The sequence below is a fragment of the Massilia sp. FBCC-B171 genome, assembly GCF_059134155.1.
This window is the reverse complement of the sequence record NZ_CP101443.1, coordinates 3417899-3441078: the sequence shown is the minus strand read 5'-3', so window position 1 is coordinate 3441078 and position 23180 is coordinate 3417899. Positions and strand designations below refer to the sequence as shown.

Here is a 23180-nt window from a genome sequence, read left to right as displayed (position 1 = left end):
GTCGATGCACAACACGAGCGTACTGCTGGTCGAGGACGAGCCGGCGATCGTCGAGCTGGTGAGCTACTCGCTGCGCGAAGCCGGCTGGGCGATCTCCTCGGTCGGGACCACCAGCGCGGCCTGGGACAGCATCCGCCACGGTAAACCCGACCTGCTGCTGCTCGACTGGATGCTGCCCGACCAGAGCGGCCTGCGCCTCTTGGCGCGGCTGCGCGCCGACCGCGATTTCCAGGACATCCCGGTGATCATGTTGACGGCCAAGAGCATGGAAGAAGACAAGCTCGCCGGCCTGAACACGGGCGCCGACGATTACGTGACGAAACCGTTCTCGCCGCGCGAACTGCTGGCGCGTTCGCGTGCGCTCCTGCGCCGCAAGAGCCCGCACCTGGCCGAGGCGCCGCTGCGCGCCGGCGCCGTGGTGCTCGATCCGGCCAGCTGCACGGTGACGATCGAAGGGCAGGGCGTCGATATCGGCAATGCCGAGTACAAGCTGCTCAAATTCCTGCTGGCGCACCGCGAGCGCGTGTTCTCGCGCGCACAGCTGCTCGACAAGGTGTGGGGCGACCATGCCGTCATCGAAGAGCGCACGGTGGACGTCCATGTGCTGCGCCTCAGGAAAGCCCTGCGCGGCGCCGAAGGGCTGATCCGCACGGTGCGCAGCGTCGGCTATATGCTGTCGGAAAAATAAACCAGGTTAGGGTCCGATGAATCCCAAACTGCTGTTCTGGGTGCCGGCGCTGCTGCGCCTGGCCACCGTCTTCGTTGCCGGCGGCTTCGTCTGGTGGATGGCCGGGCCCATTGCCGGCCTGTCGCTGGTGCTGCTGGGCGCCATCGTCGCCCTGTTCGTCCAGCTCAGTTACCTGCACCAGCTGGGCGAGTGGCTGAACGACCCGCAAAGCGGGCGCCTGCCCGACGGCTGGGGCGCCTGGACCGACGTCTTCGCGCGCCTGTACCGCATGCGCCGCGAGGACGAGGGCAACCAGAAGGAACTGGCCGAATGGCTGGCGCGCTTCCGGCAGGCCATGCACCTTCTGCCCGAAGGCGTGGCCATCATGGACGACGTGCTGTTCCTGGAATGGTGCAACCCGGCGGCCGAGCGCCACCTCGGCCTGACCATCGAGCGCGACAAGGGCCTGCGCGTGACCAACCTGGTGCGCCACCCGGACTTCATCGACTACATCATCCTGGGCCGCTACGAGCAGCCGCTGACGCTCAGTTTCAGGGGCCGCAAGATCGAATGCCGCATCATCCCCTTCGAGAACCGGCGCCAGATCCTGGTCACCCACGACGCCACCGACACCGAGCGGGTGGAGGCGATGCGGCGCGACTTCATCGCCAACGCTTCCCACGAGCTGCGCACGCCGCTGACGGTGATCGTCGGCTTCCTCGAGATCGCGATGTCCGATCCAGGTCTCGACGCGGGCACCCGCACTGCCCATCTGAAGCTGATGACGGAACAGGCCGAACGCATGCAGCGCCTGATCGAAGACATGCTGACGCTGTCGCGCCTGGAGTCGGACGAATTCCCGCTGAGGCGCGAACGGGTCGACGTGGCGGCCCTGATCGAATCGGTCGCCGCCGAAGCGCGCGCGCTGTCCGGCGGGCGGCACGAGGTCGTGGTCGACATCGACGGCCCCGACATCATGGGCAGCATGGAAGAGCTGCGCAGCGCCTTTGCCAACTTGGCATCGAACGCGGTGCGCTATTCGCCGCAGGGCGGGACCATCTCGCTGTGCTGGCACCGCGGCGCCGACGATTTGCAGTTTGCGGTGACCGACAGCGGCATCGGCATCGATCCCCAGCACATCTCGCGCCTGACCGAACGCTTCTACCGCGTCGACAAGAGCCGCTCGCGTGAAACCCAGGGTACCGGGCTGGGACTGGCGATCGTCAAGCACGTGCTGCTGCGCCACGGCGGGCGTCTCAAGATCAGCTCGACGCCGGGGGAGGGGAGCACCTTTACGGCCTCGCTGCCGAATACCTCGTTGCCAGGGTAAGCACGTTACACAGCGGTCGCGGGCGAGCTCATAAGCCTCGTCTCATCTACTGTCTCATATTGCGCGGTACAATCGGGAATTGCTCTCCTTGAACCCGCACATGCTCTCTCGACGTCTCTCCCTCATCGCCCTGGGCGCCTTGCTGCTGGCCAGCTGCGGCAGCACCCCGCCGCCGCCACCGGCACCAAGCGTGGTCCAGGCGCCGCCGCCACCGCCTAAAAAAATCAAGATCGGCCTGGCCCTCGGCGGCGGCGCCGCGCGCGGCTTCGCCCATATCGGCGTGATCAAGGCGCTCGAAGCCCAGGGCATCCATGCCGACATCGTGGTCGGCACCAGCGCGGGTTCCGTGGTCGGCGCCCTGTATGCGTCCGGCTACACGGGCTTTGCGCTGCAGAAAATTGCGATGGACATGGACGAGGCCACGATCTCGGACTGGGCCATGCCGCTGTTCTCCAGTTCCTCGGGCCTGCTCAAGGGCGAGGCGCTGCAGAACTACGTCAACAAGGCGGTCGGCAACCGGCCGATGGAAAAGCTGCCCAAGCGCTTCGGCGCGGTGGTCACCGACCTGAAGACCGGAGAAGCTGTCATGTTCGACAAGGGCAATACCGGCATGGCCGTGCGCGCTTCCTCGGCGGTACCGTCCGTCTTCCAGCCCGTAAAAATCGGCGGCAAGACCTATGTCGACGGCGGCCTGGTGGCGCCGGTGCCGGTCAAATTCACGCGCGACAAGATGGGCGCGGACTTCGTCATCGCGGTCAACATCTCGACCCAGGCCGACACCCAGGCCACCGTCAGCTCGCTCGACGTCTTGATGCAGACCTTCAGCATCATGGGCCAGCGCCTGAACCATTTCGAGTTGAAAGAAGCCGATGTCGTCATCACGCCGGCGCTCGGCAAGATGGGCAGCGCCGATTTTCAGGGCCGCAACCTGGCGATCCTGGCCGGCGAGCAGGCCGCCGCGGCCGTCATGCCGCAATTGAAAGCGAAGTTGAAAGCCAAGCAACAACCATAACAACCAACGGAGAACCCATGAAGACCAAACCGATGCTGACCCTGGAAGACGTGAAGATCATTGCTGCAGCGGCCGAAGCCGAAGCGCTGGCGAACAACTGGGCCGTGACGATCTCGATCGTCGACGACGGCGGCCACCTGCTGTGGCTGCAGCGCCTGGACGGTGCGCCGCCCGTCTCGAGCCATATTTCCCCGGCCAAGGCGAATACCGCCGCGCTGGGCCGACGCGAATCGAAGGTCTATGAAGACGTGATCAACGGCGGGCGCGTGTCCTTCCTGTCGGCGCCCGCCATCCACGGCATGCTAGAGGGCGGCGTGCCGGTGATCGTCGACGGCCACGTGATCGGCGCGGTCGGCGTGTCGGGCGTGAAGTCGACCGAGGATGCGCAGATCGCCAAGGCGGGCATCGCGGCACTCGTCGGTACGGCCTGAGTAGTCGGCAGGAGGGTGGCCAGGCCTGCCTGGCTACCCGCATCAATTCAATTGAAACGCAGAAATTCCCAGCTCAACGGTAAGTAAAATCCCCTAATTCGCCCCGAATCCTTCCGACGGCACATTGCCGAAGCGGTCGATTCGCGCTATAATTTGGGGGTTTAGCCATTCACTTACTTGCCGTAGCGCCTACCCTCCATTCCTCATTCAAATACGACCTCCACCCTCTGGCACGCTCCGCGCGACCACGGGTTTTGGATGCCGGTCTGACGTGGCGCCGCTACGGTAACTTTATTGGGAGTTACCCTTGCCGCCATTTTTTTCTGGCCCTGCCGTCCCGGCCATCCTGGCCCTCGCAGACGGAACGATTTTTCGAGGTGTGTCCATTGGTGCCGCCGGCCACACGACCGGTGAAGTGGTGTTCAACACCAGTATCACGGGCTATCAGGAAATCCTCACCGACCCCAGCTATTCGCGTCAGATCGTCACCCTGACGTACCCGCATATCGGCAACTACGGCGTCAACGCCGCCGACGTCGAAGCGAGCAAAGTCCACGCCGCAGGCCTGATCATTCGCGACCTGCCGCTCTTGGCATCGAACTTCCGCTCCACCCAATCGCTGGCCGACTACCTGAAGATGGAAAACGTCGTCGCGATTTCGAACATCGATACCCGCAAGCTGACCCGCCTGCTGCGCGAGAAGGGCGCCCAGGCCGGCGCCATCGTCACCGGCACCCAGGGCAACCAGCCGAACGAGGCGCAGGCGCTGGAGCTCGCTCGCTCCTTCCCTGGCCTTGCCGGCATGGACCTGGCCAAGGTCGTCTCGGTGAAAGAACGCTACGAGTTCACCGAAACCGAGTGGAAACTCGGCAGCGGCTTCGGCAAGCAGGAAAACCCGCAATACCACGTCGTCGCTTTTGACTACGGCGTCAAGCGCAACATCCTGCGCATGCTGGCCGAACGCGGCTGCAAGGTCACGGTGCTGCCGGCGCAATCGACCGCGGCCGATGCGATGGCCCTGAACCCCGACGGTATCTTCCTGGCCAACGGGCCGGGTGATCCTGAGCCATGCGATTACGCGATCAAGGCGACCGCAGAGCTGATCGAAAAGGGTATTCCGACCTTCGGCATCTGCCTCGGCCACCAGATCATGGCGCTCGCTTCCGGCGCGAAGACGATGAAGATGAAGTTCGGCCACCACGGTGCGAACCACCCGGTGCAGGACCTCGATTCGAAGAAGGTCTTGATCACCTCGCAGAACCACGGTTTCGCAGTCGACCCTGAAACGCTGCCGGCCAACTGCCGCGTCACCCACGTCTCGCTGTTCGACGGTTCGCTGCAGGGCTTTGCCCGCACCGACAAGCCGGCCTTCTGCTTCCAGGGCCACCCGGAAGCCTCGCCCGGCCCGACCGACGTCGCCTATCTGTTTGACCGCTTCATCGCCCTGATGCAAGCCGCGGAGAAGAAATAACATGCCAAAACGCAGTGATATTAAAAGCATCCTGATCATCGGCGCGGGTCCGATCATCATCGGCCAGGCGGCCGAATTCGACTACTCCGGCGCCCAGGCCTGCAAGGCCCTGCGCGACGAAGGCTATAAAGTCATCCTCGTGAACAGCAATCCGGCGACGATCATGACCGACCCGGAAATGGCCGACGTGACCTATATCGAGCCGATCACCTGGAAGGTCGTCGAAAGCATCATCGACAAGGAGCGTCCCGACGCCATCCTGCCGACCATGGGCGGCCAGACGGCGCTGAACTGCGCGCTCGACCTGCACCACCACGGCGTGCTGGAAAAATACAATGTCGAACTGATCGGCGCCTCGCCGGAAGCGATCGACAAGGCCGAAGACCGCTCGAAGTTCAAGCAGGCGATGACCAAGATCGGCCTCGGCTCAGCGCGTTCGGGCGTGGCGCATACGCTGGACGAAGCACGCACCGTGCAGCGCGAGCTGGGCTTCCCGACCATCATTCGTCCATCGTTCACGATGGGCGGCTCGGGCGGCGGCATCGCCTACAACGAAGAAGAATTCGAGACCATCTGCAAGCGCGGCCTGGAAGCCTCGCCGACCTCCGAGCTCTTGATCGAAGAGTCGCTGCTGGGCTGGAAAGAGTACGAGATGGAAGTCGTGCGCGACAAGGCCGACAACTGCATCATCATCTGCTCGATCGAAAACCTCGACCCGATGGGCGTGCACACCGGCGACTCGATCACGGTCGCGCCGGCGCAGACGCTGACCGACAAGGAATACCAGATCATGCGCAACGCGTCGATCGCGGTGCTGCGCGAAATCGGCGTGGACACCGGCGGCTCGAACGTGCAGTTCGCGATCAACCCGCAGGACGGGCGCATGATCGTCATCGAGATGAACCCGCGCGTGTCGCGTTCGTCCGCACTGGCCTCGAAAGCGACCGGCTTCCCGATCGCGAAAGTGGCGGCCAAGCTGGCGGTCGGCTTCACGCTCGACGAACTGCGCAACGAGATCACCGGCGGCGCTACCCCGGCGTCGTTCGAACCGTCGATCGACTACGTCGTCGTCAAGATCCCGCGCTTCGCCTTCGAAAAATTCCCGGCGGCCGACAAGCACCTGACGACCCAGATGAAATCGGTCGGCGAAGTCATGGCCATGGGCCGCACCTTCCAGGAATCCTTCCAGAAAGCCCTGCGCGGCCTGGAAGTGGGCGTGGACGGCCTGAACGAGATGACGCGCGACCGCGAAGTCATCGAGGAAGAGCTGGGCGAGCCTGGCCCGGAACGCATCTGGTACGTGGGCGACGCGTTCGCCCAGGGCTTCACGCTGGAAGAAGTGCACCAGCTGACCAAGATCGACCCGTGGTTCCTTATCCAGATCAAGGAAATCGTCGACATCGAACTGTGGCTGGACAACCAGACCCTGGAATCGCTCGACAAGCCGACGCTGTACAAGTTGAAGCAGAAGGGCTTCTCGGACGCCCGCATGGCCTTCCTGATGCACACCACGCAAGCCGAGGTGCGCAAGTACCGCCACGGCCTGGGCATCCGTCCGGTCTACAAGCGCGTCGACACCTGCGCCGCCGAATTTTCGACCGACACCGCCTACATGTACTCGACCTATGACGAGGAATGCGAAGCGGCGCCGACCGACAAGAAGAAGATCATGGTGCTGGGCGGCGGTCCGAACCGCATCGGCCAGGGCATCGAGTTCGACTACTGCTGCGTCCATGCAGCGTTGGCGATGCGCGAAGACGGCTACGAGACCATCATGGTCAACTGCAATCCCGAGACCGTCTCGACCGACTACGATACCTCGGACCGCCTGTACTTCGAATCGCTGACGCTCGAAGACGTGCTGGAAATCGTCGACCTGGAAAAGCCGGTCGGCGTGATCGTCCAGTACGGCGGCCAGACGCCGCTCAAGCTCGCGCTGGACCTCGAGGCGAACGGCGTGCCGATCGTCGGCACCTCGCCCGACATGATCGATGCGGCCGAAGATCGCGAGCGCTTCCAGAAGCTGCTGCAGGACCTGGGCCTGCGCCAGCCGCCGAACCGCACCGCGCGTACCGAACCGGAAGCCCTGGCGCTGGCCCAGGAAATCGGTTATCCGCTGGTTGTGCGTCCATCGTACGTGCTCGGTGGCCGCGCGATGGAAATCGTCCACGAGCAGCGCGACCTCGAGCGCTACATGCGCGAAGCGGTTAAGGTCTCGCACGATTCGCCGGTGCTGCTGGACCGCTTCCTGAACGACGCGATCGAAGTGGACGTGGATTGCATCTCGGACGGCGAAACCACCTTCATCGGCGGCGTGATGGAGCACATCGAACAGGCTGGCGTGCACTCGGGCGATTCGGCCTGCTCGCTGCCGCCTTACTCGCTCACGCAAGAGACGATCGATGAACTCAAGCGCCAGACCGCGCTGATGGCCAAGGGCCTGAATGTGGTCGGCCTGATGAACGTCCAGTTCGCGATCCAGCAGAGCGAAGTCGACGGCAAGACGGTCGACACCGTGTTCGTGCTGGAAGTGAACCCGCGCGCTTCGCGCACCGTGCCCTTCGTCTCGAAAGCGACCGGCATCCAGCTGGCCAAGGTAGCCGCGCGCTGCATGGTCGGCCAGAGCCTGGCCTCGCAAGGCATCACGAAAGAGATCACGCCGCCGTTCTACAGCGTCAAGGAAGCCGTCTTCCCGTTCGTGAAATTCCCGGGCGTGGACACCATCCTGGGACCGGAAATGAAGTCGACCGGCGAAGTGATGGGCGTGGGCGAGACCTTCGGCGAAGCCTTCATCAAGTCGCAGATCGGCGCCGGCATCAAGCTGCCGACCTCGGGCCGCGTCTTCCTGTCGGTTAAAGGTTCCGACAAGCCGCGTGCGGTGCAGGTGGCGCGCGACCTGGTGGCGATGGGCTTCACGCTGGCTGCCACCAAGGGCACGGCCGCGGTGATCGCCGCCGCCGGCCTGCCGGTGCTGGCCGTGAACAAGGTGATCGAGGGCCGTCCGCACGTCGTGGACATGATCAAGAACCACGAGATCGAGCTGGTCATCAACACGGTCGAGGAAAAGCGCAGTGCCATCGTCGACTCGCGCACCATCCGTACCTCGGCGCTGCTGGCGCGCGTGGTGACCTACACGACCATTGCCGGTGCCGAAGCAGCAATCCAGGGCATGCGCCATCTCGATGCAATTCGGGTCTATGATTTACAAGGTCTGCATAAAACCTTAAACTAGGCACCAAGTAGCACCCGTGAAACCACAGAGCTCGCGCGGCTTGTCCGTGCGCCTCTGTGGTTTTCGCTTGGTGCGTCCATGAATTCGACAAGCAGAGACAGATGAACACGACTACCGTCCCACTGACCAAATACGGCGCCGAACTCCTCAAGACCGAGCTGCACCAGCTTAAGACCAAGGAACGCCGCAGCGTCATCGAGGCGATCTCCGAAGCGCGCTCGCATGGCGACCTGTCGGAAAACGCGGAATACGACGCGGCCAAGGAACGCCAGGCCTTCGTCGAAGGCCGCATCGCCGAACTCGAAAGCAAACTCAGTACCGCCCAGATCATCGATCCGGCCACCCTGGATGCCGAAGGCCGCGTCGTCTTCGCCTCGACCGTCGACCTGGAAGACCTGGACTCCGGCCAGAAGGTCAGCTACCAGATCGTCGGCCTCGATGAAGCCGACCTGAAGCTCTCCAAGGTCTCGGTGACCTCGCCGATCGCGCGCGCCCTGATCGGCAAGTACGCCGGCGACGTGGTCGAAGTGCAGGCGCCGTCCGGCCCGCGCGAATACGAAATCCTCGAAGTGCGCTACATCTGATGCGGCTGCTGGCCGGCAGGCTGCCTGCGGCGCGCGTCCTGGTGGCGGCCTTCTGGGCGGGCGCGCTGTGGGTGCTCGGCTATATTGCCGCGCCCGCGGTGTTCGGCATCGTGAGCGGGCCGCTGGCGGGCGACATCGTCGGCGCTTTTCTGCGCCGACTGGCCTGGATCAGTATTATTTGTGCGGCGCTGATGCTGGTGCTGGTGCAGGTGTCGCCGGACCTGGAAAGAGGGCGCCGGCGCTACCTGAACCTGCTGGTGCTGGCCATGCTGGCCTGCGCACTGGTGATGTTCGTCGGCCTGCAGCCGGCGATGGCGTCGCTGCGTGAAGCGGCGGGGCCGGGCGGTGTGCGTTCCTCGCCGCTGTGGACTCAGTTCGCCGTGCTGCATGGCGTCTCGCAGCTGTTTCACCTGATTGAAGGCGTGCTGGCGGCCGTGTTGGTGGTAAAGTCCCGCTAAATTCCATCCGCCTAAGCGCGCGGGCGAAAAAAAACCGGAGAACTCTCCGGTTTCTTGATCACTTGTTCAGTGCATTCTTCTTGGTGCTGGCTTGGCGCGGTTTGGCGCGCTTGATGTTGCCGCCGGCAGTCACGCGTTCATTCCCCTTGATCATGACCTTGGTGACGCTCGGCTTCTTGGTGCCGCTGGCGCTGGCCTTGACGATGGTGACTTCGCGCATGCCCTTGCCGGCCTTGCTGCTGCGTTCCTTGACCGTTTCCACTTTCGGGCGGTAAAGGACCAGCAGTTTGCCGATGTGCTGGACGGGCGCCGCATCGAGGTCGCCGCAGACCTGTTCGTACATGGCGACACGCGCTTCGCGGTCGTCGCCGAAGACGCGGACCTTGATCAGGCCGTGCGCATCGAGGCTGGCGGCGATTTCCTTCATGACCGATTCGGTCAGGCCCGATTCGCCGATCATGACCACAGGCTTCAGGCCATGGGCTTCCGCACGCAGGGCGCTACGTTCGCCGGGTGTAAGTGTAAGCATAATAATTTTTTTGATGTACCTATAAAAGCAGTATTCTACGCGAATGGCCAAGAACAAATCCAACCAAAACTGGTTACACGACCATATTAACGACCCGTACGTGAAGCAGGCACAAAAAGACGGGTTCCGCGCCCGGGCTGCCTACAAGCTGAAAGAAATCGACGAAGCGGAAAAACTCATCAAGCCGGGACAGGTTATTGTCGACCTGGGCTGCACGCCCGGCAGCTGGGCCCAGTACACCCGGCGCAAGCTCTCGGGTAAAGAGGGCGGGGGTATTACCGGCACCATCATCGGCCTCGATATCCTGCCCATGGAAACGATCGCCGACGTCCACTTCATCCAGGGCGATTTCCGCGAAGATGTTGTATTGGACCAACTAGCCCTCGTGCTCGAAGGCCGCAAGACCGACCTGGTGCTGTCGGACATGGCGCCCAATCTGTCGGGGATTCCTACGGCCGACGCTGCGCGGATGGAACATTTGATCGATCTCGCGATTGAGTTTTCTCAAATGCATCTGAAACCCGGTGGCGCATTGTTGGTGAAGTGTTTCAAGGACATGGGCTTTACGCAGATGGTGGAGAGGTTCCGCACCGAGTTCAAAACCGTCAAGCAGATCAAGCCAAAAGCGAGCCGCGACAAATCCTCGGAAATTTTCCTGCTCGGGCGAGGTCTGAAGAATCCGGTGGAGTATAAATCGGGGTCGCGGAACGATACAGCCCTTGATATTTGAGATCGCAGCCGCACATGGACCGCGTGATGTCCTCGGCCGCATGGCTCCACGCACCCCGTTCGCGCGCTTGTCGAGGCTGAAAGGGTGGCAATATGGCATCATGTCGGCCTGTGCGTAGCACGGCTGCGCGTTTTAAGTAAATCCCGAGTAAAATCGCGGGTGAAGCCGGCAATCTCAATGGTATTGGTGCGAGTCGCATCGGAGGAGTTTTCGTGAATAATATGTTTTCCAAATCTGCCATCTGGGTGGTAGTCGCACTGCTGTTGTTCATGCTGTTCAAGCAGTTCGACAACCATAGCCCTGCCGGTGGCAGCAAGACCATCGCTTATTCCGAGCTGCTCGACGACGTGAAAGCGCGCCGCGTCAAGGACGTCGTGATCGAAGGGGCGAACATCACCGCCACCCGTACTGACGACAGCAAGGTGCGCTCCACCGCCACCATGCTCGACCGCGGCCTGATCGGCGACCTGCGTGAAAACGGCGTGCGCTTCGACGTGAAGCCGCCGGAAGAGCCTTCGTTCCTGCAGCAAGTATTCATCTCCTGGTTCCCGATGCTTCTCCTGATCGGCGTCTGGGTCTTCTTCATGCGCCAGATGCAGGGCGGCGGCAAGGGCGGCGCCTTCTCCTTCGGCAAGTCGAAGGCACGCATGCTCGATGAAACCAACAACAGCGTCACCTTCGCCGACGTCGCCGGTTGCGACGAAGCGAAAGAGGAAGTCAGCGAAATCGTCGACTTCCTGAAAGACCCGACCAAGTTCCAGAAGCTGGGCGGCCGTATCCCGCGCGGCGTGCTGATGGTGGGCCCTCCGGGTACCGGTAAAACCCTGCTGGCGCGCGCCATTGCCGGCGAAGCGAAAGTGCCGTTCTTCTCGATCTCCGGTTCCGACTTCGTCGAGATGTTTGTCGGCGTGGGTGCATCCCGTGTCCGCGACATGTTCGAGAACGCGAAAAAGCATTCGCCTTGCATCATCTTCATCGACGAGATCGACGCTGTCGGCCGTCACCGCGGCGCCGGCATGGGCGGCGGCAACGACGAACGCGAACAGACGCTGAACCAGCTGCTGGTCGAGATGGACGGCTTCGAAGCGACTTCCGGCGTGATCGTGGTCGCCGCTACCAACCGCGCCGACGTGCTCGATAAAGCGCTGCTGCGTCCGGGCCGTTTCGACCGCCAGGTGATGGTGGGCTTGCCGGACATCCGCGGCCGCGAACAGATCCTGAATGTGCACATGCGCAAGGTGCCGATCGGCGCCGACGTCAAGGCCGATATCCTGGCCCGCGGCACGCCTGGCTTCTCGGGCGCTGACCTGGCCAACCTGGTCAACGAAGCAGCCCTGTTTGCCGCGCGCCGCAACAAGCGCCTGGTCGAGATGCACGACTTCGAGGACGCGAAAGACAAGATCTACATGGGTCCGGAGCGCAAGTCGATGGTCATGCGCGAGGAAGAGCGCCGCAACACGGCTTACCACGAGTCGGGCCACGCGGTCATCGCCAAGCTGCTGCCAAAGGCCGATCCGGTGCACAAGGTCACTATCATGCCGCGCGGTTTTGCGCTCGGCCTGACCTGGCAGCTGCCTGAGCACGACGCCCTGTCCGGTTACAAGGACAAGATGCTGGAAGAAATTTCGATTCTGTTCGGCGGCCGTATCGCCGAAGAGATCTTCGTCGGCCAGATGTCGACCGGCGCCTCGAACGACTTCTCGCGTGCCACCAAGCTGGCCCGTTCGATGGTGACCCGCTTCGGCATGTCCGAGAGCATGGGCGTGATGGTCTACGAAGACAGCGAGAATGAAGGCTTCTTCGGCGGCGCCACCAAGACCATCTCGGAAGCGACCCAGCAAAAGGTCGACGCGGAAATTCGCGCCATCCTCGACACGCAGTACGCACTGTCGCGCCGCCTGTTGGAAGAGAACCGCGACAAGGTCGAAATGATGACCAAGGCCTTGCTCGAATGGGAAACCATCGATGCCGAGCAGATCAACGACATCATGGCGGGGCGTGAGCCACATCCGCCGAAGGCCGGCATCCTCACCAAGCGTAATCCGCCTGGCGACAGCGGTTCGGGCGGCGTTGCCACCAACGCGCCGGCACCGGCCTGATCGCAGCCTCATCGCGGCCTGACCTGCCCACGCGTTTGATCGCTTAGCACCTCTCCAGCAAAAGGCATCCGGTCGGATGTCTTTTGCTCGTTAACGAGGCTGCTTGCGATCGCGTGACTCTTTCGATCTTTCTCACTTTTTGTTTATGCGCAACTTGCTGCAATGCGGCCGTTTCAGCTTCAGGCTGGAACAACGACCGCTGGTCATGGGCATCCTGAACGTCACGCCCGATTCGTTTTCGGACGGCGGGCGCTATGGCACGCTCGAGTTTGCGATCTCGAAAGCCGAAGCAATGGTGCTTGACGGCGCCGACCTGGTCGACATCGGCGGCGAATCGACCCGCCCAGGGTCGCCCAGCGTTCCCGTCGAGGAAGAACTACGGCGCGTGATGCCGGCCGTGTATGCCCTGCAGGGCCTGGGGACGGCGCTGTCGGTCGACACCTGCAAGCCGCAGGTCATGCGCGAAGCGATCATCGCCGGCGCGGACATGATCAACGACATCAACGGTTTCCGTGCGCCCGGCGCCATTGAAGCCGTGAAGGACAGCGACTGCGGCCTGTGCATCATGCACATGCAGGGCACGCCGCAAGACATGCAGGCGCAGCCCGTCTATAACGACGTGGTGCGCGAAGTCACCGATTTCCTGCGCGAGCGGGTCGAAGCCTTGCTGGCGGCAGGCATCGAACGCGAACGCATTTGCCTCGATCCGGGACTGGGATTTGGCAAGACGGTCGAACACAATTACGCCTTGCTGCGCGCCAGCAGCCAAATCGAAGCCGAACTCGGCCTGCCGGTCCTGATCGGCCTGTCGCGCAAGTCGATGATCGGGGCCGTCACCGGGCGTCCAGTCGAAGAACGCTTGCCTGGCAGCATCGCAGGCGCGTTGGCTGCGGTCGCGCATGGCGCTAAAATTGTGCGGGTACATGATGTAGCAGAGACGGTCGACGCGCTGAAAGTCTGGCGCGCGGCCACCCTTGGTTAACCACAGAATCAATTTACAAAAAGAGAAGAAGCATGGCACGCAAATATTTCGGTACGGATGGTATTCGTGGTCAAGTCGGCGTCGCACCCATCACGCCTGACTTCGTCATGCGCCTCGGCTATGCAGCCGGCATGGTGCTGGCCAAGGGCAACGTCACGGCCACCCGTCCGACGGTGTTGATCGGCAAGGACACCCGCATTTCCGGCTACATGCTCGAAGCGGCGCTCGAGGCGGGCTTTTCCGCCGCCGGCGTCGACGTCATGCTGGCCGGCCCGATGCCGACCCCGGCGATCGCCTACCTGACGCGCGCGCTGCGCCTGCAGGCCGGCGTCGTGATCTCGGCCTCGCACAATCCTTTCCAGGACAACGGCATCAAGTTCTTCTCGGCGCACGGCACCAAGCTGCCCGACAGCGTCGAACTGGAAATCGAAGAAGGACTCGACCAGCCGATGGCCTGCGTGTCCTCGGACAAGCTCGGCCGCGCCACTCGCCTGCGCGACGCGCAAGGGCGCTACATCGAATTTTGCAAGAGCACCTTCCCGAACGAACTCGACCTGCGCGGCATGAAGATCGTCGTCGACAGCGCCCACGGCGCCGCCTACAACATCGCCCCGCACGTGTTCCATGAGCTGGGCGCCGAAGTGATCTCGATCGGCGCCTCGCCGGACGGCTTCAACATCAACGCCGGCTTTGGCGCCACCGCGCCCAAAGCGCTGTCCGCCGCCGTGGTCGAGAACAAGGCCGACCTCGGCATCGCGCTCGACGGCGACGCCGACCGCCTGATCATGGTCGATGCAACCGGACGGGTCTACAACGGCGACGAGCTGCTCTACCTGATGGTGCGCGACCGCATGTCGACCGGCCAGGTGGCGGGCGCCGTTGGCACCCTGATGACGAACATGGCGCTGGAAGTGGCGTTCAAGGAACTGGGTATCGGCTTCGCGCGCGCCAAGGTGGGCGACCGCTACGTGCTGGAAGTCATGCAGGAACGTGGCTGGATCCTGGGCGGGGAGGGCTCCGGCCACCTGCTGGCCCTGGACAAGCACACCACAGGCGACGGCATCGTCTCCTCGCTGCAAGTCCTGTCGGCGCTGCGCCGCAGCGGCAAGTCGCTCGAAGCCTGCTGCAGCGAGCTGCAGCTGTATCCGCAGACGCTGATCAACAAGCGCGTGGCGCCAGGTTTCGACTGGACCAAGGATGCGGGCATGGTCGCCGAAAAGGAAGCGGTCGAGCGCGAGCTGGGCGACAGCGGCCGCGTGCTGATCCGCGCCTCGGGCACCGAGCCCCTGATTCGCGTGATGGTGGAAGCGAAGAATGCGGAAATGGCCAACAGCATGGCGCGCCGCATTGCCGACAAGCTTGCAGCCTGAGCACTAAATGCATGGCCAGCAGGTGCTCGCATTGACGCGGCACCTGCGGGATAGTAAAATGAAGTCATTCGGAGTGTAGCGCAGCCCGGTAGCGCACCTGGTTTGGGACCAGGGGGTCCAAGGTTCGAATCCTTGTACTCCGACCAAGGTATTACAAACGGGCCGTCCTCGACGGCCCGTTTTCATTTCTGCAACGATATTCTTCGTTGCTTTCTCTGCCCATAGCTCAGTTGGATAGAGCATCAGCCTTCTAAGCTGAGGGTCGCAGGTTCGATTCCTGCTGGGCAGGCCAGTGAAATTCCATTCTGATGTTTATCAGGGGCGATTGCCCCTGCTTGTGTTCAGAGCGCAGGCCCCGGTGCGGGACGCGATGCTTTCTGCGCAAACGCCTTTGCCAGCACGGCATGCCGGTGCTCGAAAAACAGCTTCACGAACCAACCCACCAGGGGACCCGCCACCCGCGGCCTGAAGGTCAGGTTGTCGGTCACCAGCGTGCCGCCCGCCGTCGGGGTCACGATGCGCTCATGGCGCCAGGAACGCATCGACAACAGCGGCGATTGCTCGACGAAACGCCGCCCCGGGTCGAGCTCGACGAAGGTCAGCTTGGACATGTCGATCGGGAACAGGCCGAGCAACAGGAACTGGCAGCGGCACAGCGGCTTGTCGAGGGTCGTGTCCTCGCCGATGTGGGTCATGCCTTTTGGGAAAGTGATCTTCAGGACGGGCCACATTTCGGCCTTGATGCCCTTGATCGAAGTCGACCAGGTCCATACTTCCTCGGGGGAGGCAGGGACGGTCGTCGTGAATGTGTGTCGTATCGTTGCCATCTGGCCTCCGCTGTTCATGGCCCTATTTTCGAACCGATTGTTACATCAGTCCGTTAGCCAGTTCGCAGTTCGGCCACATTTCTCGATGAATCGTGCAGCGGCGGGACGCTGTAAAGACGTCCCGCGCCAGGCTTATTTTGCGTTGCGTTCCTGCCAGATGCCGAGATACTTGCCCGCCTTCGGGTTTTGCTTGTTCCATTTCGGCGTCTCGCTGCCATTCGCAATCTTCCAGATCGCCAGCGCAACGGCGCGGTCGACCGCCGCCATGTTCTCGTAATCGATCTTGTCCCAGTGGTCGCCCGCGCCATGGTAATCGGGGAAGGCGTAGGCCACGCTGACCGTGTGCGAGGGGATGCCCTGGTCGGCCAGGGCCTGGTTGTCGCTGTGCGCAAAATACTTGTCGCTGTTGACGGGGTGCTTCCAGACACGGATGCCGGTGTCGTCGCCCGCCGCCTTCAGGATATTGCCGACGTCCGAGAAGTCGAATCCGGTAACGCCGACGGCGCGTACCTGGGCGCCTTCGTTGTCGTCGGTGCGCCCGACCTGCTCCAGGTTGATGCCCGCAATCGTCTTGGCAATCGGCACCAGCGGATGGGCGCCGTAGTAGCGCGAACCGACCAGGCCATGCTCCTCGCCAAACACGGTCATGAAGACGATACTGCGTTTCGGGCGCGTCTTGTTTGCGCTGAAGGCCTTGGCCAGCTCGATCACCGACACCGTGCCGCTGCCGTCGTCGTTGGCGCCGTTGAAGATGCCGTCGCCTTGGCCGGGCTTGAGGCCGACGTGGTCGTAGTGCGCCGTCACGAGGATATAGCTGTCCTTCAGGACCGGGTCCGAGCCGCGCAGGATGCCGGCCACGTTGCGCACCTTGACAGGCGCCGCGTCCGCTGCCGGCGGGTTCTTGGCGCGTTTCGGATCGATCAGGTTCCAGTCGGCGGTCTGGAAATAGCCGTCGTCGCCAAGCGGCTCGAGGCCGGCTGCGAGGAACTGCGAAGCGATGAATTCGGCAGCGATGTCGAGCCCGCGCGAGGGCGTGCCGCGGCCTTCGAGCGCGTCCGAAGCCAGGAAGGACAGGTTGCCGCGCATCGATGCGGCCGAGATGCGCTCGAGCACCGGTGCGGCTTCGAAGGGGACGGGGGCAGCGCCGGCCGCGAACGGCAGGGCCAGCGACAGGCCGAGCAGGGCGGGAAGGACGCGGGGGGGCAGGCGGGTGGACAGGGACATGGGCAGGTCGCGTGAGCGTTGGGTAGTTGATGAAGTAGCAAAACCGCTCAAGTATAGCGCCGCACCTTTCGCTCGGGAACCAACTTGTCGATTCGATCGATGGCCCGTCCCGCGGGCATGTTGTCTGTCTGGAAACGAACGCGGCTTGAGGTAGTCTTTATGTTAACGTCTCAAGGATATCGACCCGCGCCTGGCGGGCTTGGCCATTTATGGAGTGTGTATGCGTGTTCATCGTCTGCTGGGGTCTGCCGCTTTGCTTGCCGCGTTCGGAATGTGGTGCGCCGGTTCGGCCCTGGCGGAAACCCAGCCGCCGGTCGCCGTGCCGCAGGGGGACACCTTCATGCTCAGGCTGCCCGCCGGCGACCCGGCCAGTGCCGGCGAGCAAACGGGCACCGTCCAGTTCATCGGCACCGCCACCGTCCTGATCCGCTACCAGGGCCTGACCATCCTGACCGATCCGAACTTCCTGCGCAAGGGTGAGCAGGTGCACCTCGGCTACGGCTTGAGCGCCCAGCGCCAGACCAACCCGGCGATCGAATTCGACAAGCTGCCACCGATCGACCTGGTGATCCTGTCGCACATGCACGACGACCATTTCGACAAGCTGGTGCAGGAGCGCCTGAACCGCAATACGCCGATCGTCTCCACGCGCGAAGCGAGCGAAGCACTCAAGCGCCTGGGCTTTCAGCAGCGCTTCGCGCTCTCCGATTGGGATCGGCTCGAAGTGACCAAGGGCGACACCCGCGTGCGCGTTACGGCGACGCCGGGGCGGCATGGCGCCGCCGGCGTCTCGGTGCTGCTGCCGACCGTAATGGGCAGTGTGCTCGATTTCGGCGCGAATGCCGATACGCCTGACTACCGCATGTACATCAGCGGCGATACCCTGGTCTATGACGCCATCCGCAGCATTCCGCAACATTTCCCCGGCATCGACCTGGCCCTGCTGCACCTTGGCGGCACGCGCCTCATGGGCATGGTCAAGGTGACGATGGACGGCAAGGACGGCGCCCGGATGATGCAGATCGTCAAAGCGAAAAAGACGATCCCCATCCATTACAACGACTACGATGTCTTCAAGTCGCCACTGGCCGAGTTCGCGCGCGAGGTCAAGGCGGCGGGGCTGGACGACAGCGTCGTCTACCTGGCGCATGGCGACACCTATAGCTTCACGCCGCGCAAGCCTTAACCCTCGATGGCGCCGCTGACCGGCGACTCCGGATCGACCGAGGTAATTTCGCCGCCAAATTCGTGTGGCATGACAATCGGCACCTGCAGGCAGATGCTCTTGGTCGGCAGCACGGCTTCCCAGGCCCGCACCAGCTCCCGGTAGGCGACGCCGACCGGACGGATCTTGCGCTCGAGGTCGAACAGGCCGAGCGCGTTCACGTTGCCGTTGTTGACCCGTAGCGCGCTGTCCCAGTCCACCTGGTCCGTCAGCGAATACCAGGTAAAGCCGATCAGCGGCACGCCGTTGTTGCGCACTCGTAGCACGTTCGCCCATTCCTTCTTCAACCAGTACACCGCCTCGTCGCCGCGCGCCCCCTGGCACAGGTTGGTTTCGGTATGCATCACCGGCAGCCGGTAGCGGTTGTAGTACTGGTGGGTGATGACGGCGTAGCCGTAGATCTCGCCGGCTGAACGCGTCATGCCGTCGGCCGAAACGTAATGCTCATTGGTCTGGTAGTAATCGTTCCCCATGATGCAGTGGTGCTTGAGATTGTGCTTCAGGAAGAAGTGGTATTCCTCGCGCCGCATGCCGTTGTCGAGCAAGTATTCATACATGTCCGAATCGACGCGCCGGCCGTAGTTGAGGTCGAGCGCGAGGAAGCGCCGTGCATTATTCCTTTCGGCCCATGCTATCGCGTCAGGCGACTCGGCATGGAAGTATTCGGTCGATTCGCTCTGGATGAAGAGCGCATCCGGCCGCACCTTGAGGATCGCATGCATGGCCAGGATATTTGCCTTGACCAGGTGCTTGATCGCCGTCACGAATGCGGCGTCCGTGCGCAGCTGCTCGTTCCACCAGCCGTACAGGGTAGAGAAAACCGCGCAGATCCACATTTCGTTGATCGGCGTGTACATCTGCACCCAGGGATAGCGCCGGGCAAAGGCGGCGGCGTAGTCGGCGAACAGTTCCGGGAAATCCGGGTTCTGGAAATTTCCGATCCAGTCGGGCACGCCGAAGTGGCACAGGTCGACGATCGGGGCGATGTCGCGTCGCTGCAGGTCGGCAAAAGCGAGATCGGCGAATTCCCAATCGTAACGGTTCGGGCCGAGGAAGGTGCGGTGCAGGGGAGGGCCATAGCGCAGCACGTGCAGGCCGAGTTCCTGCACCAGGTCGAAGTCGAGCTTCCAGTGGGTGTAGTGGCCGCATTTCTCGAGCTCGTCCATGCGCAGGCGACCGCCGTCGACGGTCGGGTTGCTGTTCTCGATCCCGGTCGCGAATATGAAACCTGCGTGCATACGGCTGCCTCCGTCGGTATCAGGGATCTACCAGTATTGTCCACCGCGACGCCAATTGCTAGCGTGCGCACGCGCCCGGTCGCCAAGCTCTTTGCTGTCACCTCAACAATATCGGGCTTGCCGCCGGCATGCCGGCCGCCCGATCCGCCTGTGACCGAGCTGTCTGAGTCAGCCGTTTGATTTGCGGCAAAGCCGCTGGTGACGGACACCGTACGCTGAGTTAGTCAGCCATAGAACGGCAGTCCATTCCACGGGCAAGATCATGAATTTTCCAACAGAAATTTTGCGTTGGCGCTTAGTTTCAGTGACAACTATGTCACTCGCTGCATTCATCCTGGCCGGCTGCGCCACCGGCTTGCAGTTCCGCGCACAGGACAACCAGGGCAAGGCCGAGCCGCCACCGCCGACCGAAATGATCACGGAACAACTGATCGCGGCCGAGAAGCAGGCCAGCGTCCAGCGGGGCGAACAGGACCTGTCCGGCCTCATGGTGCCGAACCCGCCGCCTTATGCGATCGGGCGCGGCGACGTCTTGTCGATCGTGGTCTGGGACCACCCGGAACTGGCGGGCGGCGGCATGACCGCGGCCACGGCCGCAGCCGACGCCAACGGCACCAACGCCAGCGGCAGCGGGAACGCGGCGCAGCCGGGTTTCGTGGTGGATTATCAGGGCCGGATCCAGTTCCCGTTCGCAGGCCTGCTGCCGGTCGAGGGGCTGACCGAAGAGGCGGCGCGCGCGCTGTTGACGAGCAAGCTTGCACGCTACATCGCCAACCCGAACATCACCTTGCGCGTCCAGTCCTATCGCAGCAAGCGGGTCTACATCGATGGCGAAGTCAAGCAGCCCGGCCTGCAGGCGATCAACGACATCCCGATGACCCTGGTCGAAGCGCTGAACCGCGCCGGCGGGCTGCTGGCCTCGGCCGACCAGAGCCGCATCGCGCTCGAACGGGGCGATGCGCGCTACAGCATCAACCTGCGCGACCTGGTCCAGAAAGGTATCAACCCGGGCAACATCATGCTGGCCCCGGGCGATGTCGTGCGCGTGCACTCGCGCGACGAAAGCAAGGTCTTCGTCTCGGGCGAAGTCGTCACGCCGAAGGCCCTGACGATGCACAACGGCCGGCTGACCTTGAACGAAGCCCTCGGCGAGACCGGCGGCATCAGCCCGCTGAGCGGCGACGCGCGGCAGATCTATGTCGTACGCAAGACACCCGAACGCACGCGCGTGTTTCAGCTCGACGCCCGGTTGACCGGCTCGCTTGCCATGGCCGAGACCTTCGAGCTGCGCCCGAAAGACGTGGTCTACGTCGCCGCTTCGCCACTGGCGAACTGGAACCGTCATCTCAGCCTGCTATTCCCTGGTGCGCTCACCTCCGCGGTCGGCGTCACCAACCGTCCGTGAGCATCGGAGACAACCCATGACCAAACCAACCGACCACCTTCCGATGGCCCATGCGTCGCATAGTCCGTCGATCCTGAGCATTCCCGTCGATCCGCGGCCCACCCTGAGCGCCGCCGCCGACGAGCCGGCGGCCGACCTGAAAGGGCATTTCAACACCCTGTACGACAATCGCTGGCTGATCGGCGGGATTACCGCGCTGATTACCCTGATCGCAGTGCTGTACGCGCTCGTGGCCAAACCTGTCTACGAAGCGAACCTGATGATCCACGTCGAGGAAGAAAGTCCGAATGCCTCCAAGAACATCCTGAGCGAAGCATCCTCGCTGTTCGAAACCAAGAAAGCCGCCATTGCGGAGATGGAGCTGCTGCGCTCGCGCATGGTCGTGTCGCAGGCGGTCGACAACCTGCAGCTCTACATCGAGGTCCAGCCGAAGTACTTCCCGGTGGTCGGCTTCTGGTTCGCGAACCAGAACAACGGCGCGCTGTCGAACCCCGGACTGTTGGGCTATGGCGGCTATGTCTGGGCGGCCGAGAAGGCCGAGGTCACGGTCTTCGACGTACCCGAAAGCTGGCTCAATCTCGAGTTCGCGATCACCGCGCGCGGGATCAACCGCTACCACTTTTCCGGCGGCGGCAAGCGCCTCGCCTTCGACGGCACGGTGGGGCAGCGCTACCGCGTACCGACGCCCGACGGCACCATGGAAATCAAGGTCGACCGTTTGTATGCCAACCCCGGCGCGCGCTTTCGGCTCAAGCGCAAGTCACGCCTGGGCACGATCCAGGAGATCCAGACGGCCATGGTCATCTCCGAGCAGGGCAAGCAGTCAGGCGTGATCGAGGTCAAGCTGCGGGGCGAGAATGCCAAGCGCATCAATGCCTTGCTCAGTGAAATCGGCCGTGAATACATGCGCCAGAACTTGGCGCGCAAGACAGAGGAGGCAGAAAAGTCGCTCGCCTTCCTCAACAAGCAGTTGCCGATCCTGAAACGCCAGCTCGAACAGTCCGAGGACCGTTACAACCAGTTCCGTAATCTACACGGCACTGTCGACCTGCGTGAGGAAGGGAGGATGAGCCTGGCGCAGGCGACCGCAGCGAGAGCGCGCCGGATGGAGCTGCTGCAGAAAAAAACCGAGTTGCTCGCACGCTTTACCGAAGACCACCCGATCGTCGCCGCGATCAACCGCCAGCGCAAGGAAGTCGACACCGAGATCGATCAGATCGCAGCACGCATCAAGACCTTGCCGGTGCTCGAGCAGGATGAAGCGCGGCTCACGCGTGACATCAAGGTCAATACCGACCTGTACACGGCCTTGTCCAACACGGCGCAGCAGTTGCGCCTCATTTCAGTCGGACGCGTCAGCAACGTGCGCTTGATCGACGCGCCAATGGCGCCTGAAAAGCCGGTTCGACCCAACCGCCCGGTGATCGTCGGGCTTGCGGTCATCATCGGCATGGTGCTGGGCGGCGCCATCGCGTTCGCACGCAAGGGACTGTCGGGCGGTATCGACGCCCCGCAGCAGGTGGAACGTCTGCTGGGTGCGCGCGTGGTGTACGCGACCATCCCGCACAGTGTCACCCAGGAGAAACTGACGCGCAGGGTCAAGGGGGAACGCGGACCGCTGCCGCTGCTGGCCCAGATCATGCCCGAAGACCCGGCTATCGAAAGCCTGCGCGGTTTCCGCTCGGCGCTGCAGTTCGCGATGCCGCACTTTAAGAATAACGTCGTCATGCTGGCGGGGCCGACCCGCGGGTTGGGCAAGTCCTTCGTCGCGGCCAACTTCGCCGCCGTGATGGCCTTGAGCGGAAAACGCGTTCTGCTGCTGGACGCCGACTTCCGAAATGGCCAGCTGCACCGCTATTTCGGGGTGGGCCGTGAGCAGGGCCTGTCGAAGGCGATCAATGGCGAAATCGAGGCTGAACAAATCATCCACCGCAGCGTGCTCGACAACCTGGACTTCATCCCGACCGGACCACTCCCGCCGAACCGCTCCGACTTCCTCGTGCACTTGAACTTCAGTGCGCTGCTCGAATCGATCAGTCCACATTACGACGTGGTGCTGGTCAATTCGCCACCCATCCTGTCCTCGGCCGACGCGCTCATCATCGGCACCCACGCCGGCGCTGTATTCATCATCACCCGCGCAGGGGTTACCACCGAATCGGAAATCAACGAATCGATCAAGCACCTCAATCACACCGGTATCGCGCCGCAGGGGGTGCTGTTCAACGGCATGGCCTTGCGTCTCGGGTCCGCGCGCCTTCAATACAGCGACGACGTGGCCGCCCACCTGGAGTACACGGCCTAGCGCCTGGCTGGCGCGCGGCTCGGTGCTGCTGCGGGCTTCAGGCGGCCGTCACCCATGCGGT

The 23180-nt window shown here is 63.1% G+C and carries 19 protein-coding genes and 2 tRNA genes; 17 read left to right on the top strand and 4 right to left on the bottom strand.

What is annotated here, in order from left to right:
* Nucleotides 1–4 precede the first annotated feature (4 nt).
* The 8 genes from NMB41_RS15545 (at nt 5) to NMB41_RS15510 (ending at nt 9185) form a co-directional block, all read left to right on the top strand.
* Complete coding sequence (locus tag NMB41_RS15545; RefSeq protein WP_494378715.1) at nt 5–688, top strand: response regulator; 684 nt, start codon at nt 5–7, stop codon at nt 686–688.
* Nucleotides 689–704: 16 nt separating this feature from the next.
* A complete protein-coding gene (gene phoR, locus NMB41_RS15540; RefSeq protein ID WP_494378714.1) occupies nt 705–1997 on the top strand; it encodes a phosphate regulon sensor histidine kinase PhoR in 1293 nt (430 codons plus the stop codon).
* A gap of 100 nt (nt 1998–2097) precedes the next feature.
* On the top strand, nt 2098–3009 hold the full coding sequence (locus NMB41_RS15535; protein ID WP_494378713.1) for a patatin-like phospholipase family protein: 912 nt from the start codon (nt 2098–2100) through the stop codon (nt 3007–3009).
* Between the two features lie 17 nt (nt 3010–3026).
* On the top strand, nt 3027–3440 hold the full coding sequence (locus tag NMB41_RS15530) for a GlcG/HbpS family heme-binding protein (protein WP_494378712.1): 414 nt from the start codon (nt 3027–3029) through the stop codon (nt 3438–3440).
* 307 nt (nt 3441–3747) lie between these two features.
* Nucleotides 3748–4911, top strand: a complete 1164-nt coding sequence (gene carA, locus NMB41_RS15525; protein WP_494378711.1) for a glutamine-hydrolyzing carbamoyl-phosphate synthase small subunit — start codon at nt 3748–3750, stop codon at nt 4909–4911.
* 1 nt (nt 4912) lies between these two features.
* Entirely contained in the window at nt 4913–8143 is a 3231-nt protein-coding gene (gene carB, locus NMB41_RS15520) for a carbamoyl-phosphate synthase large subunit (protein WP_494378710.1), read from the top strand.
* Nucleotides 8144–8244: 101 nt separating this feature from the next.
* Entirely contained in the window at nt 8245–8727 is a 483-nt protein-coding gene (gene greA, locus NMB41_RS15515; protein WP_494378709.1) for a transcription elongation factor GreA, read from the top strand.
* A complete protein-coding gene (locus NMB41_RS15510) occupies nt 8727–9185 on the top strand; it encodes a DUF4149 domain-containing protein (RefSeq protein ID WP_494378708.1) in 459 nt (152 codons plus the stop codon). Before greA ends, NMB41_RS15510 begins: the two co-directional genes overlap by 1 nt.
* Before the next feature lie 58 nt (nt 9186–9243).
* On the opposite strand, the gene yhbY is transcribed toward NMB41_RS15510, so the two are convergent.
* Nucleotides 9244–9714: a ribosome assembly RNA-binding protein YhbY gene (gene yhbY, locus NMB41_RS15505; protein ID WP_494378707.1), complete on the bottom strand. Its 471-nt coding sequence runs from the start codon at nt 9712–9714 to the stop codon at nt 9244–9246.
* A 43-nt stretch (nt 9715–9757) separates the two neighbouring features.
* Between yhbY and NMB41_RS15500 the strand changes: the two genes are divergently transcribed.
* The 6 genes from NMB41_RS15500 (at nt 9758) to NMB41_RS15475 (ending at nt 15187) form a co-directional block, all read left to right on the top strand.
* Nucleotides 9758–10444: an RlmE family RNA methyltransferase gene (locus NMB41_RS15500; protein ID WP_494378706.1), complete on the top strand. Its 687-nt coding sequence runs from the start codon at nt 9758–9760 to the stop codon at nt 10442–10444.
* 212 nt (nt 10445–10656) lie between these two features.
* Complete coding sequence (ftsH, locus tag NMB41_RS15495; protein ID WP_494378705.1) at nt 10657–12543, top strand: ATP-dependent zinc metalloprotease FtsH; 1887 nt, start codon at nt 10657–10659, stop codon at nt 12541–12543.
* A gap of 145 nt (nt 12544–12688) precedes the next feature.
* The gene (gene folP, locus NMB41_RS15490; RefSeq protein WP_494378704.1) at nt 12689–13525 is read left to right on the top strand and encodes a dihydropteroate synthase; all 837 of its coding nucleotides are present in this window, start codon (nt 12689–12691) and stop codon (nt 13523–13525) included.
* A gap of 32 nt (nt 13526–13557) precedes the next feature.
* Nucleotides 13558–14895 (top strand): phosphoglucosamine mutase, encoded by a 1338-nt coding sequence (glmM, locus tag NMB41_RS15485; RefSeq protein WP_494378703.1) that lies wholly within the window; start codon nt 13558–13560, stop codon nt 14893–14895.
* 69 nt (nt 14896–14964) lie between these two features.
* Nucleotides 14965–15041, top strand: a tRNA-Pro gene (locus NMB41_RS15480).
* 69 nt (nt 15042–15110) lie between these two features.
* A tRNA-Arg gene (locus NMB41_RS15475) sits at nt 15111–15187 on the top strand.
* 49 nt (nt 15188–15236) lie between these two features.
* On the opposite strand, the gene NMB41_RS15470 is transcribed toward NMB41_RS15475, so the two are convergent.
* A complete protein-coding gene (locus tag NMB41_RS15470) occupies nt 15237–15722 on the bottom strand; it encodes an Rv1443c family protein (protein WP_494378702.1) in 486 nt (161 codons plus the stop codon).
* A 132-nt stretch (nt 15723–15854) separates the two neighbouring features.
* Nucleotides 15855–16946, bottom strand: a complete 1092-nt coding sequence (locus NMB41_RS15465; protein ID WP_494378701.1) for a M28 family peptidase — start codon at nt 16944–16946, stop codon at nt 15855–15857.
* A 220-nt stretch (nt 16947–17166) separates the two neighbouring features.
* Here NMB41_RS15465 and NMB41_RS15460 point away from each other — a divergent pair, with 220 nt between their 5' ends.
* The gene (locus tag NMB41_RS15460) at nt 17167–18132 is read left to right on the top strand and encodes an MBL fold metallo-hydrolase (protein WP_494378700.1); all 966 of its coding nucleotides are present in this window, start codon (nt 17167–17169) and stop codon (nt 18130–18132) included.
* On the opposite strand, the gene NMB41_RS15455 is transcribed toward NMB41_RS15460, so the two are convergent.
* Entirely contained in the window at nt 18129–19409 is a 1281-nt protein-coding gene (locus NMB41_RS15455; RefSeq protein WP_494378699.1) for a family 1 glycosylhydrolase, read from the bottom strand. The two genes, NMB41_RS15460 and NMB41_RS15455, sit on opposite strands and share 4 nt — an antisense overlap.
* 313 nt (nt 19410–19722) lie before the next feature.
* Between NMB41_RS15455 and NMB41_RS15450 the strand changes: the two genes are divergently transcribed.
* Nucleotides 19723–20814 (top strand): polysaccharide biosynthesis/export family protein, encoded by a 1092-nt coding sequence (locus NMB41_RS15450; RefSeq protein WP_494378698.1) that lies wholly within the window; start codon nt 19723–19725, stop codon nt 20812–20814.
* Between the two features lie 16 nt (nt 20815–20830).
* Nucleotides 20831–23119 (top strand): polysaccharide biosynthesis tyrosine autokinase, encoded by a 2289-nt coding sequence (locus NMB41_RS15445; RefSeq protein ID WP_494378697.1) that lies wholly within the window; start codon nt 20831–20833, stop codon nt 23117–23119.
* Nucleotides 23120–23180: the final 61 nt, after the last annotated feature.

Coding starts and splice junctions, on each gene's coding strand:
- greA (WP_494378709.1), top strand. CDS start 8,245: ATGAACACGACTACCGTCCCACTGACCAAATACGGCGCCGAACTCCTC.
- yhbY (WP_494378707.1), bottom strand. CDS start 9,714: ATGCTTACACTTACACCCGGCGAACGTAGCGCCCTGCGTGCGGAAGCC.
- NMB41_RS15450 (WP_494378698.1), top strand. CDS start 19,723: ATGTCACTCGCTGCATTCATCCTGGCCGGCTGCGCCACCGGCTTGCAG.
- carB (WP_494378710.1), top strand. CDS start 4,913: ATGCCAAAACGCAGTGATATTAAAAGCATCCTGATCATCGGCGCGGGT.
- NMB41_RS15545 (WP_494378715.1), top strand. CDS start 5: ATGCACAACACGAGCGTACTGCTGGTCGAGGACGAGCCGGCGATCGTC.
- NMB41_RS15510 (WP_494378708.1), top strand. CDS start 8,727: ATGCGGCTGCTGGCCGGCAGGCTGCCTGCGGCGCGCGTCCTGGTGGCG.
- NMB41_RS15535 (WP_494378713.1), top strand. CDS start 2,098: ATGCTCTCTCGACGTCTCTCCCTCATCGCCCTGGGCGCCTTGCTGCTG.
- NMB41_RS15460 (WP_494378700.1), top strand. CDS start 17,167: ATGCGTGTTCATCGTCTGCTGGGGTCTGCCGCTTTGCTTGCCGCGTTC.
- NMB41_RS15455 (WP_494378699.1), bottom strand. CDS start 19,409: ATGCACGCAGGTTTCATATTCGCGACCGGGATCGAGAACAGCAACCCG.
- phoR (WP_494378714.1), top strand. CDS start 705: ATGAATCCCAAACTGCTGTTCTGGGTGCCGGCGCTGCTGCGCCTGGCC.
- NMB41_RS15500 (WP_494378706.1), top strand. CDS start 9,758: ATGGCCAAGAACAAATCCAACCAAAACTGGTTACACGACCATATTAAC.
- folP (WP_494378704.1), top strand. CDS start 12,689: ATGCGCAACTTGCTGCAATGCGGCCGTTTCAGCTTCAGGCTGGAACAA.
- glmM (WP_494378703.1), top strand. CDS start 13,558: ATGGCACGCAAATATTTCGGTACGGATGGTATTCGTGGTCAAGTCGGC.
- NMB41_RS15465 (WP_494378701.1), bottom strand. CDS start 16,946: ATGTCCCTGTCCACCCGCCTGCCCCCCCGCGTCCTTCCCGCCCTGCTC.
- NMB41_RS15530 (WP_494378712.1), top strand. CDS start 3,027: ATGAAGACCAAACCGATGCTGACCCTGGAAGACGTGAAGATCATTGCT.
- NMB41_RS15470 (WP_494378702.1), bottom strand. CDS start 15,722: ATGGCAACGATACGACACACATTCACGACGACCGTCCCTGCCTCCCCC.
- NMB41_RS15445 (WP_494378697.1), top strand. CDS start 20,831: ATGACCAAACCAACCGACCACCTTCCGATGGCCCATGCGTCGCATAGT.